10 protein-coding genes, 1 tRNA gene and 1 pseudogene are annotated in these 12,640 nt (G+C 54.2%); 5 read left to right on the top strand and 7 right to left on the bottom strand.

Going from position 1 to position 12,640, the window contains the following annotated elements:
* Nucleotides 1-20: 20 nt before the first annotated feature.
* On the top strand, nt 21-2,408 hold the full coding sequence (locus CRO08_RS07795; RefSeq protein WP_097035790.1) for an AAA family ATPase: 2,388 nt from the start codon (nt 21-23) through the stop codon (nt 2,406-2,408).
* A gap of 526 nt (nt 2,409-2,934) precedes the next feature.
* Here the strand turns inward: CRO08_RS07795 and CRO08_RS07790 are convergent.
* From CRO08_RS07790 to CRO08_RS07760, 7 genes are all read right to left on the bottom strand, one after another.
* Nucleotides 2,935-3,825, bottom strand: a complete 891-nt coding sequence (locus tag CRO08_RS07790) for a DUF58 domain-containing protein (protein ID WP_097035789.1) — start codon at nt 3,823-3,825, stop codon at nt 2,935-2,937.
* Nucleotides 3,826-4,246: 421 nt separating this feature from the next.
* Nucleotides 4,247-4,627: an Hsp20/alpha crystallin family protein gene (locus CRO08_RS07785; protein ID WP_088636484.1), complete on the bottom strand. Its 381-nt coding sequence runs from the start codon at nt 4,625-4,627 to the stop codon at nt 4,247-4,249.
* A 369-nt stretch (nt 4,628-4,996) separates the two neighbouring features.
* Nucleotides 4,997-6,532 carry a carboxypeptidase regulatory-like domain-containing protein gene (locus tag CRO08_RS07780; RefSeq protein WP_097036308.1) on the bottom strand — a complete coding sequence of 512 codons (1,536 nt, stop codon included), beginning with the start codon at nt 6,530-6,532 and terminating at the stop codon, nt 4,997-4,999.
* Between the two features lie 171 nt (nt 6,533-6,703).
* Nucleotides 6,704-7,996 (bottom strand): TolC family protein, encoded by a 1,293-nt coding sequence (locus CRO08_RS07775; RefSeq protein WP_072809415.1) that lies wholly within the window; start codon nt 7,994-7,996, stop codon nt 6,704-6,706.
* A gap of 92 nt (nt 7,997-8,088) precedes the next feature.
* Nucleotides 8,089-8,163: transfer RNA gene (locus CRO08_RS07770), tRNA-Val, on the bottom strand.
* Nucleotides 8,164-8,355: 192 nt separating this feature from the next.
* A complete protein-coding gene (locus CRO08_RS07765; protein WP_072809413.1) occupies nt 8,356-8,820 on the bottom strand; it encodes a PTS sugar transporter subunit IIA in 465 nt (154 codons plus the stop codon).
* Between the two features lie 116 nt (nt 8,821-8,936).
* A complete protein-coding gene (locus tag CRO08_RS07760) occupies nt 8,937-9,701 on the bottom strand; it encodes a type I 3-dehydroquinate dehydratase (RefSeq protein ID WP_097035788.1) in 765 nt (254 codons plus the stop codon).
* Nucleotides 9,702-9,858: 157 nt separating this feature from the next.
* Between CRO08_RS07760 and CRO08_RS07755 the strand changes: the two genes are divergently transcribed.
* The 4 genes and pseudogenes from CRO08_RS07755 (at nt 9,859) to CRO08_RS07740 (ending at nt 12,542) form a co-directional block, all read left to right on the top strand.
* Complete coding sequence (locus tag CRO08_RS07755) at nt 9,859-10,812, top strand: Rpn family recombination-promoting nuclease/putative transposase (protein ID WP_097035787.1); 954 nt, start codon at nt 9,859-9,861, stop codon at nt 10,810-10,812.
* A 444-nt stretch (nt 10,813-11,256) separates the two neighbouring features.
* Complete coding sequence (locus CRO08_RS07750) at nt 11,257-11,673, top strand: hypothetical protein (protein ID WP_097035786.1); 417 nt, start codon at nt 11,257-11,259, stop codon at nt 11,671-11,673.
* A gap of 341 nt (nt 11,674-12,014) precedes the next feature.
* Nucleotides 12,015-12,330 (top strand): annotated as a pseudogene (locus tag CRO08_RS17615) (BrnT family toxin).
* A complete protein-coding gene (locus tag CRO08_RS07740) occupies nt 12,327-12,542 on the top strand; it encodes an antitoxin (RefSeq protein ID WP_072809402.1) in 216 nt (71 codons plus the stop codon). The pseudogene CRO08_RS17615 and the gene CRO08_RS07740 overlap by 4 nt, the downstream one beginning before the upstream one ends.
* The last annotated feature ends 98 nt before the right edge of the window (nt 12,543-12,640 follow it).

Below are 12,640 nucleotides of genomic sequence, written 5' to 3'. Positions count from 1 at the left end.
GAATTTGTAAAAGGAAACCTATGGCAAAGATCGATTATTTCAAAAACGTCTACGCAAGCCTCAAGAAGAGTGCCACGGACAGGCCGAAGAAGTCCCGCTTCGATTTCGCGGGACTCAAAATCCTCGAATACTGGGTCCGCATTCTGGACCGTCATCCCGAGTGCATGAACAAGAGTACCCTTTTCCGCCTGATGGACCTGGATACCCGCCTTTCCGTGGTCTACGACATCCTCAGCATCTTTGGCTCCTTTGTTACTCCGAAGCCGAAGCGCAAGAAGCTGTGCAATGCCCCCGATGACGACGATATTCCGGTCGATTTCGAGGACGACTTCCGCGACGAGGACTTTGTGCTGAATGGCAAGTACTGCAATACGAGGCTGTTGCGCCAGATTTGCCGCTATAGGAAGGAATCTCAGCTCGGTTGCCGTGAACGTGCCGTCGATAACCTTCTGGATGCGTTTGCGGAGGTGGGTGACGGCTCGATGGCTCCGCATCTCTACAGTGCATTCACGGGCGCTGTCCGCAAGAGGTTCAAGCAGTTCGCGCTGCAGAAGTTTCGCGAAGGCGTGAATGACAGCGATAGCGTTTACAAGCGCACGCAGAAGGTAAAGGAAGTCTACCGCCTGACGGATGCGGAACTTGAGTTCGTGCTCTACATGTGGCTCCGCTGTAGCGACGACATGCAGGTAGACCGTGACTGCGGCATGTTCGAGTCCCAGCGCGGTTTCGGCGCCCCGGAGATAAGCCCGAATACCGTAAAGGAGGTCGCGATTGCGACGGGGCTTTCCGAGAGCCAGGTTTCGGGGCTTCTCGGGAAGGAGAGCTCGTTGCGCAAGTTGGGCCTCTGTAACGAGGAATTGAGCATCCCGTATGAGCTCAGGACGTACCTGAACGGCTGTGGCGATACCACGGGACTGAAGGCGTTTCGCCGTGCTGCCCCAGGGACTATTCCGTTCCGCCAGTTGCAGGAGCATAACCCGGACGCGAACCTCGCGCTCGACCTGATCAGGCACCATAGCTGGAACCGTCCGCTGAATATCCTGTTCTACGGCGTGGAAGGCGCGGGCAAGACCGAACTTGCGAAGGCGCTCGCGAAGGAATCGGGGCTGCCGCTTTGGGAAGTGAGCATTGACGCCGATAACATTGTCGAGGTCGGGCGCCGTTTCGAGAGCCGCTCGCAGAGCCTGATGCTCTACCGTATACGTGCCGCGATGCTTGCCGACTGGCAGTGCGAAAAGGAGCACGGGATTATCATGATTGACGAGGCGGACCTGGTACTGAACGGCTTCGAGAAGGGGAGCCTTAACAGCTTCTTTGAATCCGTGAAGGCGCCGATTATCTGGATTACCAACTCCATCAGCTTTACCGAGAAGAGCTCGCGCCGCCGTTTCGACTTCTCGATTGCGTTCAAGGGGCTTGCGAAGGACGAGCGGCTCAACATGCTCGAGTCGGTACTCGAGGCACAAGATGCGCAGGACCTGCTCACGCCCGAAGAGAAGATGCGCCTGGTGGTGGAGTTCCCCGCGATGGCAGGTGGCTACACGCTTGCGGTGCGCTCTACCCGCGACCTCCTTGCGGATGGCGCCGACGTGAAGGCCTACCCGACGATGGCGCGGCTCCTGAACGCGCATACGCACCTTCTTGAAATCGAGAACGGTTCTCTCCGTGACGTGGACTGTCGCGCTCCGGCGTACTCCCTGGAGGGGCTCAATATGGAGGGTTCCGCCGACGAGATTCTCGAGGTGGTCCGGAACTACGATTCCGTGTGGAAGGGACTCGACGAGAGTTCCGCGCCCAGTTCCCTCAACATCCTGCTTTACGGCCCTCCGGGTACGGGCAAGACGGAGTTCGTGCGCCATATCGCGCGTACCCTCGGGCGCAACCTGGTGGTGCGCCGTGCCAGCGATTTGCTCGGGATGTTCGTGGGCCAGACGGAGGCGAACATTGCCGCCGCGTTCGAGGAGGCGGAGCGCACGAAGTCCATCCTGTTCTTCGACGAGGCGGACAGTTTCCTGCGCGACCGTTCCGGCGCCATGCAGGGGCACGAGGTATCGAAGGTGAACGAGATTCTTACCCGCATGGAGAACTTCAAGGGGCTTTTCATTGCGGCGACAAACTTCGAGGGGTCTCTCGATACGGCGAGCCGCCGCAGGTTTGCGCTCAAGCTTGGGTTTGGCTACCTGAAGCCCGAGGGCGTGAGCCACATCTGGAACGTGTTCTTCCCGAAGGTGGAATGCCCTGCGTCGGTTATGCGGATGCCGATGCTCACTCCGGGCGATTTCAATGCGGTGAACGGACGCCTGCGCTACCTGCCCGAAAGCGCGCGTACGGCAGACCGCATTGAGGCGGAACTCCGCAAGGAGTTGAGTGCGAAGGATTCGCACGCCGGCCGTATCATGGGGTTTTAAGATATACCGGCTTGGAAGGCTTCGTAGATTTGTTGGCTACGTGCATGTCGGGCACGCTCCAATGCGACCGCTCGTTCGTTATCTCCGGTGAATTCTCTCCGGCTTCTCACTCGCTCTCGCCATCGCGACCCGTTAATACGTGTCGCTTTTGGCTCACACGATCACTTCGTTCCAGTGCTCCGTTGCGACCCGTTCGCGCTAGACGTTGAATAAACTTTATGGTTTGCGCTCACTTTCGCAACCACGCCCAGTTAAATAAACCTAAGCCGAGTGCAGCAGAAACAAGTTTACTTGTTTCTATTGTTGAGGCGCCGGTTTATGCGATGTAACCGCAATACTGGGCGCTTGTTGCTCACAAGCCGATATGCTCCTCCGCCAAGAACAAGCGAGTGCTCCGGAAGGCAAGAGTTTATTTCCTTGCCGCCGGTATGAAATGTTTATTGCGGGAGGAAACCCTTGTGACTGTTAGTCCCTGCGGGTTTCCTTTAAACTGCAAAAAAGGGGAGGGCTTGGGCCTCCCTAGTCTTTACATTCTCGCGGATTTGGCGCGACGCCTGAAGTGTTCGATAAGCGGGGCCACGGTTTCCTTGAAGTCGTCGTGCGTCTCAATGCGCACGAAGTCGATGGACATGCGCTGGAACAGTTCCTTGGTCGCCTTGCCCTGACGCTTTGCCTCGCGGGCGAACGCCTCGCGGAATGCCGCATCGCCGGTGTCAATCAGAAGCGTCTCGCCGGTTTCAGGATCCTCGAGCTCTACGAGGCCTGCGGGCGGCAGTTCCATTTCACGCGGGTCAACGACAGAGACCGCAAGCACGTCGTGGCGCTTGCGCAAAATCTTGAACGCGTTCTCGAAACCTTCGTCCAGGAAGTCGCTCATCACCACGACCACGGCACGGCGGTTCAGAATCTTGCCGGCATACTCCAGCGCCACCTGCGTGTTCGTGCCGTGGTGCTGCGGCTTAAAATAAAGGATTTCACGAATCAGCCGCAGCACGTGCTTGCGGCCCTTCTCCGGCGGGATAAACAATTCGACCTGGTCCGTATAAATTAAAAGCCCCACCTTGTCGTTGTTCTTGATGGCGGCAAAGGCAAGCAACGCCGTGAGGGTCGCCATGACCTCTCCCTTCATCTGCTTGCCGGAACCGAACTCCGAACTGCTGGAGGCGTCGACCATCAAAAGCATGGTCATCTCGCGCTCTTCGATAAACTTCTTCACGTAAGGCGTGCCGGTACGCGCCGTCACGTTCCAGTCGATGGTGCGCACGTCGTCGCCCGGCATGTACTCGCGGACCTCGCTGAACTCCATGCCGTTCCCCTTGAACGAACTGTGGTAGGCGCCGGTCATCACGGTGTCGAGCGTGCCGCGAACGCTGAGTTCGATGCGGCTGACGGTCTTTAGAACTTCTTTATCTAGCATTTTGCAAATCTCTGCGGCCCCCTGCGGGCCTTACGGCTTTCAATATACAAAAAACGGGTGCAAAAATGCAATTTTCGGGTGTTTCAGAGAGCAGTTTTGCGAAAAAGACAGACCAAACGGTCTCCGGATGAGCATTTGGTCTGCTTAATTTTAATTTGTATGTAATAAAAGTGTGCCCAAAAGACCTTTTGCACTGAAAATTTTCTGCAATTTCCTTGAAAATGCACTAAAAAGACACTTTTTGACATGGATTTTGTGAATTTGTCTAGAATTGAGCAGACCCAAAGGGCGAAAAGTCTGCATTTGGTCTGCTTTTGTCGGAAAAATGGCACCGTCGCGACCCGAAAAAAAGAACTCCCGGCGTAAACCGGGAGCCCTCTAAGGAGGAACGATGAAAGGAGTAACACTTAAGTCTTGCAGGTTAGCCGATCGTCAACTTGCGTGCGGCGGCCTGGGCCTTCTTCGACAAGTCGAATTTCAAGATGCCGTTTTCGAGCGATACCTTGATGTTCTCTGTGTCGATGTCGTCTGCCAACCTGAAGCTGCGCTCAAAGGTGAACTTCTCGTCCTTGCTGCGGACACGCGTCGCCTTGACGGTGATGATGTTCTTTTCGACCTGGATGTCCATGTCTTCCTTCTTGACGCCCGGGAGCTCGACTTCAAGTGCGAAGCCGTTTTCGGTCTCGTAGTAGTCGGCCTTCGGCGTGTAGGTGCATTCTCCCTTGGCGGCTTCGGCGTTGAAGTTGTCAAGGAAGTTCTGGATGCCATAGAATGCGGTCGGGAGAATCTGTGCGTTGATCATAATTTTACCTCTTTTGGTTGCGGGCCCTTTTTGCGGGAGCCCTTTGTTTCTTGTTCACTCCCCTATAAGCGAACTTCGTGCCAAAACATGCTCCCGGCGCATCTTGCAACACAAAACTGCCGTTTTTGAACGAAAATCGCCATTTTTACCCAGAATCCATGCCAAAATCGCGGCCCGCCGTTTCAAAAAGCCGCACGCACCGTTTCGCACCCGAAACACTCTACATTTCATTTTAAAATGCTCGCGGCATCCCCTTCCCGCGATAATCTAGAAATGGCATCCCCTTCCCGCGATAATCTAGAATTGGCATGTAAAAAGTGAACGGCCCCCTTGCGGGAGCCGTTCTGGGTTGGTTATGGAGGTAACTCTTTAGAACTGTTCAAACCATTCGTGGACCATGTCAGGAACCCAGGTTTCTTCCCAGTTGGCATATTGCTGACGGTACTGGGGGCCATCGTGGGCTGTCCACTGGTGTGTTCCGTTCCAGCTGCAGAACTTTACCGGGAAACGGGGATCGACAGTCTTAAAGTCGTAGCAGAGGTGCCCGGCGATGTTATCCTGGATTTCTTCCAGCTTTTCGCCACTTGCATCGGTGAAGTTTCCGCTCGCATCAGCCTTTCCGTTGTTCTTGAGAATAGTCTTGAGTGCCAAGTTCTTGGCGCCTCGGTCGGTGCCGTATTCGCAGGTGCCGTCGTTCTTTCCGTGGACGGCCATCCATGCGATGGGCTTGCCCTTGTTTTGCGGCAGGTAGATGTTGTAGGCGGCGGTGGCGTAGACTGCCACGGCGCGGATGCGGTCTTGGTAATCCCAGGAGAGAGAGTTTGTGAACATGGCACCGAAACTGAAGCCTGTCACGAAAACGCGGGTGGTATCGATGCAGTAATTATCTTCGAGCAGGGTTAGCATGTCGCCAAAGAACACATGGTCCTTGTCGTCGTTGCGCCATGGTCCAAAGCTGTTGCTGTTGGGTTCCGGGGAAACAAAGATGTAGTTCCCCTCTTTGTCCAGATTTTGTTGACCGTAGTACGGGGACGGATGGTCGGCGTCTGGGGCGTGGTTCGAGAAGTCTTCGCCGGAACTACCCATGCAGGCCATGGCGAAAAGAATCTTGTGCGGCTTGGTGTTGTCGTAGTTCTTCGGAAGAGTCAGCCAGAATTCACGGTCAAGACCGGCACTTCGCATCTTGAATTTCTTGGCGTTGCTGTTTTGTCCGGTCTGCTGGAGCGAGGCTGTTTTGCCGCAACCCTTACTCGGGCGCGGTGCGTTCCCGAGCGCATAGCCGAATGCAAACTGTTCTTCGGCCGGGGTGGTCTTCGTGAGCTTCACGTCTACCGTGGTGTCGAGCGTGCCGAGCGGGACGGAGAGAGTGTCGTACCCTTCGGCGACGAACTGGAGCGCTTCGCCCTGCTGGACTTCCCTGAGAAGTGCGTGCCCTTCGCTATCGAAAGAGTTGGTGTAGGTGCCGCTTGCATTGAAGCGGATGGTTTCCTTCGCGCTACCCATGGAGACCTGCGCAAAGTACGTGCCCTTGGCCTTCACGCCGGAGGAGAGGTCCACCTGGCCCGAACCGTAGAGAGTCTGGCTGAAAACCTTGTTGCCCAGCGGGTCAAAAATCTTGACCTGCACGGGGCTGCTTCCGTTCTGCGAATACGAGAGAATGCCCGAATTGATGCTGATGAAACCCGGGTTGTGCACCGCGGCTCCCTTCAGCCCGATAGTTTCTTCGTCCTCGTGAATGGTGAATTCGCCCTTGTTGTCCGTTGTCGCGGTCTTGTTTTCCTTGACCAGCGTGACCTGGGCCCCCTTGATGGGCATGCTGCTTTCGTCGGTGACCTTGCCGCTTACGGTATATGCGAATGCGGTCGATACCGCGAGGGACGCTCCAATAACCAGAAGATTTTTCATCTTCAACACTCCTTTTTTGGTTATCCCATTACGCCACTAAGAAATCTATTCTAATAGGGGCGTTTTTCGCTTCGCGTAAACGAGAAGTTCATGGACAATTTATCCACGTAATGTAAAGTTTTACAAACGGAACGCGGCGGTTGTCCGCGAGCCTTGGCGGTCGCCCGCGCCTTAGTCCAGCTTGCCCTGGTAGAGGTCGAGCACCTTCCGGGCGAGCAGGCTCGTGTACTTCGCGTTCACGAGCGTCACCTGCGCCTTCTCGAGGTTGTTCTTCTGGGTGAGGTAGTCGGTGTAGGTGAGGGCGCCAGCGTTCCGCTGTTCCTCGGCCACCAGGAGCGCCTCGTTCTCGGCTTCCACCTGGAGTATTGCCGCCTTCCACTGCATGTCGGCGCTCACCGCGTTCAGGTAGAGCTTCTCGATGTTGTTCTCGAGGTTCTTGGCGGTCTCCTGCATGCTGAGGCCGGCCTCGCTCTCGCTTACCTGCGCGAGAAGCACCTTGTTGTTCGTGGAACCGCCATCGTATATGGGAATGTTGATGCCCAGCGATACGGAGTTCTGCCAGCCGTACTTGAGCTGGTCGCCGTATGCGCCCGACTCCCACGCCTGGAGGCCCGTGCTGGAGTTCGCGCCGAGCGTTACGGTAATAGAACTGCCCTTGCCCGCGACCTCGGTGTTCTTCTTCGCCGCGCGGACCGAGACGCTGTCGGACTTGAGGCCCGGGTGCTGTTCCCTGACCGCCTTCTTGAGGTCGGCGAGCGCGGGTAGCGGTTCGAGAGAATCGGGGGAGGCGATTGCAGATTCTGGCGCGGAGATATCGAACTCGGCGTCGTCGCTTAGTTCCAGCAGCTGCCGGAGCGTTGTCTTCGCGGTACTTACCGCAAGCTGCGCCGAGAGTTGCGCCACCTGCTTCTGCAGCACGTTGGACTGGCTCTGCGTGAGGTCCTTCTTGGTGATGGAGCCCGCCTCGAAAAGCTTGCCGTAGTGCTCGAATTCCGCCTGCGAGAGTTCTACGGAGGCGTCTGCCGTGCGGAGGTTTTCCTGTGCGGCGAGCAGGCTCATGTAGGCGTTCAGCACACTTTCCTGGATACTGCGTTCGGTCTGCTTTGTGGCGAGTGCGGCGGACTGCTTCTTGAGCTGGTTCACTTCGACGGTGGCGCCGCTCACCCCGCCGTCCCATAGCGTGTACGAGCCCGAAATGCCGAGGTTCAGGCGGTAGTGGTCCTCGTCGTGGACGAACGGGTGGTCGTAGAGCGTGTTCTGTATGCTCGCCGAAACGGTGGGGCGGTTGCTGACGCTCGCCTGCTTGATGTTGATTTCGGCCTGCTGTTCGCGCAGTTTCGCGGATTCGAGCGAGAGGCTCTTTTCCTTGGCCTGCTTGAGGCACGCCTCGAGAGTCCAGGTGTCTGCCTGGGCGAGGGCTGCCGTCATGAGGGCTGCGAGAATTATAGCCTTTCTGTTGTTCATGCCTTTTAGATGCCCGACCTCGTGCGCAGGTTGCAGTTTTCTTGAGCGTATAAGATAACAAAAAAGGCCCGCCAGTGCGGACCTTCCTTGAGTGGACGGTACTGGATTTGAACCAGTGACCTCTGCCGTGTGAAAGCAGCGCTCTAAACCAACTGAGCTAACCGTCCGAGGTGGGTGCAAATATATAAAAGTTTGTTTCGGGTGTCAAGGGTTTTTAGACGAAAGACCGCTGCGCTGGAAGACGAAAGACGAAAGAGGGTGTTTTAAAAAAAAAAACAATCCCGGAACGGAGTCCGGGAGGGTGATGAAAAATCTATCGTCTTTCGTCTGTAGGCTCGAAGAGCCGTTCTTTCGTCTAACTACAGGTACTTGTCTTCGGCGGCGCGGAGGATGGTCAGGAACTCTGCCGGGGTCTTGGCGGCGATGAGGTCCTTGCGCACGTTGCCGTCGGCCAGGAGGCGGCTCACGGAAGAGAGCGCCTTGAGGTGCGGGCCCACGGTGTTGCCCGGGCTCACGATGAGGATAAGCAGGTAGACCGGCTCCCCGTCGAACGACTGGAAGTCGAGGCCCTTTTCGATGGTGGCGGCCACCATGCACATGCGGTCCACGTAGTCAATCTTTGCGTGGGGTACGGCAAGTCCGCAACCGATACCGGTGGAACGGCTCTGCTCGCGGTTCCATACGGCTTCGAAAATCTCGTCCCGGTGCTCGAGCTTGTACGCGTTGCACAGGGTGTCAACCAGTTCGTTCAGGACAGCTTCCTTGGTCGTGCTCGCGGAGTTGATCAAGATGCAGTTGTCGACGAATCTTTCAGAAAGTCGCATGTTTCTAGTCCTCTATTCTATTCCATCAATATTTTAGCAAAATAAGGCCGGGTTTTGTATAGATGTATAGTTAAAATAAGATTTTGACTGCAAAAAGTGCGTTTTTTTAAGAAAAACTACAATTTCGCGAAGGAATTCAGCACGTCGGCGGGGGTGGTGAGGCCGGGGAGCTCGCGGAGGGCGCGGGCCATTTTCAGCACGTCCACCTGGCCGGGGGCCTGCGCCTGCCCGATAGACCCGTAGGTGAGGTTCGCCCCTTCCTTGAGCGACCACACGCGGCTCGCCTTGCCCGTTTCGCCCATCCCGAAGGCGGCGAACAGCTCGAAGTTCTGCGAGTGGATGCGCGCGAACTTGTACAGGCGCTCGCAGTCGGTTTCGCCGTTGCTCATGGCGGCGATCTTGAGGCCGTCGGCCTTCACGCGCAGGCAGTCGCGGGCGAAGTCGTCCAGTTCCTGCTGGCTCGGGATGCGCAAAAAATTGTGCTGCGACACGAGAACCTTTGTCTTGCGCAGGTCGGCGAGATTCTTCAGGTTCTTGAAGTCGTACAGGCAGTCCTGCTCCAGGTCGAGCCACTCCGGCACGTCGCCCTCGGCGAGAATCTTCGACCAGAGCGGGATGCGCGAGTACGCGTCACGGTCGGGAAACCTGCCGCCGTCCCGTTCCAGGCGGATGGTGCCTACCTGCATGGCGTGCGGGGCGATTTTCCTCACTCGCTTCGAAAGCGCGGGCCATTCCTTTTCGGGGAAAAAGTCGTAGCGGATTTCGAGCGCGTTGCATGCCCCGATGTCGATGGACACGGGGTGTGTCGCGTCCGCCTCTATTGCGGAGAGGACTTCGGGGCCGACAAGGCCGACCAGGATTTTTTCGTTGCTCGCGGGCATGCGGTAAATATAGGAATTTGGGATATTGGGAATCTTTCGTGTAAACAAAATTTTCACGCCCCATTTGGCTCATTTTCGCTGCGAAACCGTTTTATAGTATAGATAGGGGAGTCCCTGTCCGCGAAGCGGTCGCATTGCCGCGCAAAAGGACTATAAAATGGCAAGGAACAAAGCCAAACCTAAAACGAAAAATGAAACGAAGGCGCCTGTGCGCCGTAAGCACGACCCCTTCTTCCGCTACATCTACGCAATTCCCGAGAATGCCCGCGCCCTCCTGCGGCTCGCGCAATACAAGAATGCAGAACTCCGTAGGATGCTTGCGTCGGTTGATATGCAGACCCTCGAGCCCATTCCCGGCAACTACAGCAATGTGAAGGAGTGGGGCGAGGCCGATCTCGCCTTCAAGGCGAGTCTCAAGCATGGTCCTGAAATTTTCGTGGGTATCCTTCTCGAACACAAGTCCTATCGTAGGAAGGATGTGCTCTCGCAAATCTATCGCTATGTATTCGAGATCATGGTGAACAAGGGCTCGTCCGATTTTGGCTGGTACCCGACGAAGGCCATCATCATCTACAACGGTCAGAAGGATTGGGACCCTATGGCGGAATTCCGCGCGAAGTATAGGGGCGAGTTCAATGGCCATGAATTGCCTTTTGAATGCGTACTCGTAAATCTTGCCGACATTCCCGACAGCAAGTGTTTTGCCGAAAGGAACATTGAAGCAGCCGTTGGCGCGTTGGTGATGAAGTACGCGTTCGATGGTGAAAAGTTGAAAGGTGTCGTAAAACAAATTGTTCGGATGCTATCGAAGATAGAAAATGACGCTAGGACTACCCTTGTCGAAAAAATTGAATTATATTTACATGAGTACATCGACGAAGACGTCGTAGAGGAGTTGCGTATGCGCATGAGTATAGGACAGGCACTGGGTATTGTTACTGCCGGCGACCGCCGCCGTGCTGCGGAGCGCAACGGCCTTCGTCGCGGCAAGAAGCTTGGAGCTCAGAAAGAGCGCGAAAAGAACGCCGCCCGTGAGGCGAGGATTGCGGAATACCTCCGTTCTATTGGGGTTCCTGCCGAAAAAGTGGACGCGGCTCTCGCCATCAAATGACAAAACCGTGAAATTGGGGATTGAACGCCCGGAAAACATTGGGTTTAATCCCCAATTTTATAATTTGTATGTAATCTAGGGCGCCGTTTTGGCTACTAGGTGGGGATGGAAAACGCGAAAAATTGCAAATCAATCCCCAAAATGAACTTTTCCGCCGGACTTGCGGTTCAATTTTTTGATTTTTCTGTTACTTTGTTCTTAAAATTGGGGATTGAAACCCGCAACATTGCCCCGTTTAATCCCCAATTTTTGAAAAATCAGTGAAATCGCGGTTTGTTTGCTGCAAAAAATGGGAAAGCGAACAATAATTTAGATGGGACGGCTCAGACACCCAAAGTGTTGCTATTGCGCATAATGCAATAATCGGATATATTTAGAATAGGCTGGGCGAAGCCCTAAAAGTTAAACAAGGAAAAGCATATTATCAGCAAGGACTGCGATTAGATGACACGGAAAACCCTTGTCGAAAAGGATATGGGAAGCCTCGAAGGCGGGATCTGGCTGGTAAAGCTTGTCGAGTTCGTAAAAGAACGAAAGTCGTTTGAGGAGGAATCCCTGATGTACGGCTATGAAGGCGCGGACAAGGAAGAAATCTGGACGTGCATGGAGTTCTTTTACCAGAACCTGTATAACCAGGCCTTCGGCGACTTCATATGGCACGACGACGATGACGAGTGGGAAAATTACAACTTTACCCTGAAATATCGTGACCTGTATTCGGAAGTGAATATAGTCTACGGCATAGGCTCGTTCTGCGTCATAAAGCCGGTAGACCGGCCGGACGGCAGGGCCGGCAAGGTATTTGACCTGGAACGTATTGCCTTATTGGCTACCGGCGAGGTAATTTATAACGATGACTAGAATATCAGAATAATTACCTGGTTTGACAGTGCTTTTGTTGCGCAAGAAGGTTGCCAACAAAAAGCAATAGTTTGCCAAGTTGTTGCTTGCTTTTGCCAACTGTTTTGTGAAGTATGGTGTGCGAACCGTCTCTTCTCGTCATCCCCGCGACTTTTCTCGTCACCCTCGCGACTTGTGCTGCCTGCACTGAGCTATGTCGAAGTGAGCTTTGCCGAAGCAAGGCGAGGGTCTTTTTGCGTAAAGAAATTTTTTTTTAGCCTCTTTTGGCTCATTTTCGCCGCGAAACCGTTTTATAGTATAGATAAATATAATTATATTGTAATTATATCCAGGAGTTCTATATGCAGATAGAATTCATCTGGGACGAAAGAAAAAATGCAGCGAACCAAAGGAAACATGACATTTCGTTTGAAGAAGCCAAGACGTGTTTTGAAGATGAACATGCCAGAGTGTTTTTTTGACGCGGAGCATTCTGCGCAGGAAGAACGGTCGATCCTTATTGGCTTGTCGGCAAATTTGAGGACGTTAGTTGTTGTTTTTACGGAGCGCACAGGCATTGACGCTGAACATATAATTCATCGTATAATAAGTGCCCGCAGGGCTACGAAAAAGGAATTTCAGTACTATTGGAATGAACGGAAAGGAGACGAATTATGAAAAAGGAATATGACTTCGCGAAGATGAGGGCTGTGAAGAACCCTTATGCCAAGATTCTCAAGAAGCAGATTACGATTAGACTTAACTTGTCTGCAATCGAATACTTCAAGAATATGGCAAAGGAATTGGGAATCCCGTACCAGGTTCTGATAGACTCATATTTGACGGATTGTGCTGTTTCGAAGCGTCGGTTGAACCTGAAGTGGCAATAAAGGCGCCTTTCAAATGACAAAACCGTGAAATTGGGGATTGAACGCCCGGAAGACATTGGGTTTAATCCCCAATTTTATAATTTGTATGAATTGTTCGG

The sequence above is a fragment of the Fibrobacter sp. UWT3 genome (genome assembly GCF_900230125.1).
Classification (GTDB): Bacteria; Fibrobacterota; Fibrobacteria; order Fibrobacterales; family Fibrobacteraceae; genus Fibrobacter.
This window is presented reverse-complemented; position numbering and strand designations above follow the sequence as displayed.

Bases quoted from the DNA above. Each gene is read 5' to 3' on its own strand.
- CRO08_RS07795 (WP_097035790.1), top strand. From the start codon at position 21: ATGGCAAAGATCGATTATTTCAAAAACGTCTACGCAAGCCTCAAGAAG.
- CRO08_RS07790 (WP_097035789.1), bottom strand. From the start codon at position 3,825: ATGCTAGATAAAGAAGTTCTAAAGACCGTCAGCCGCATCGAACTCAGC.
- CRO08_RS07785 (WP_088636484.1), bottom strand. From the start codon at position 4,627: ATGATCAACGCACAGATTCTCCCGACCGCATTCTATGGCATCCAGAAC.
- CRO08_RS07780 (WP_097036308.1), bottom strand. From the start codon at position 6,532: ATGAAAAATCTTCTGGTTATTGGAGCGTCCCTCGCGGTATCGACCGCA.
- CRO08_RS07775 (WP_072809415.1), bottom strand. From the start codon at position 7,996: ATGAACAACAGAAAGGCTATAATTCTCGCAGCCCTCATGACGGCAGCC.
- CRO08_RS07765 (WP_072809413.1), bottom strand. From the start codon at position 8,820: ATGCGACTTTCTGAAAGATTCGTCGACAACTGCATCTTGATCAACTCC.
- CRO08_RS07760 (WP_097035788.1), bottom strand. From the start codon at position 9,701: ATGCCCGCGAGCAACGAAAAAATCCTGGTCGGCCTTGTCGGCCCCGAA.
- CRO08_RS07755 (WP_097035787.1), top strand. From the start codon at position 9,859: ATGGCAAGGAACAAAGCCAAACCTAAAACGAAAAATGAAACGAAGGCG.
- CRO08_RS07750 (WP_097035786.1), top strand. From the start codon at position 11,257: ATGACACGGAAAACCCTTGTCGAAAAGGATATGGGAAGCCTCGAAGGC.
- CRO08_RS07740 (WP_072809402.1), top strand. From the start codon at position 12,327: ATGAAAAAGGAATATGACTTCGCGAAGATGAGGGCTGTGAAGAACCCT.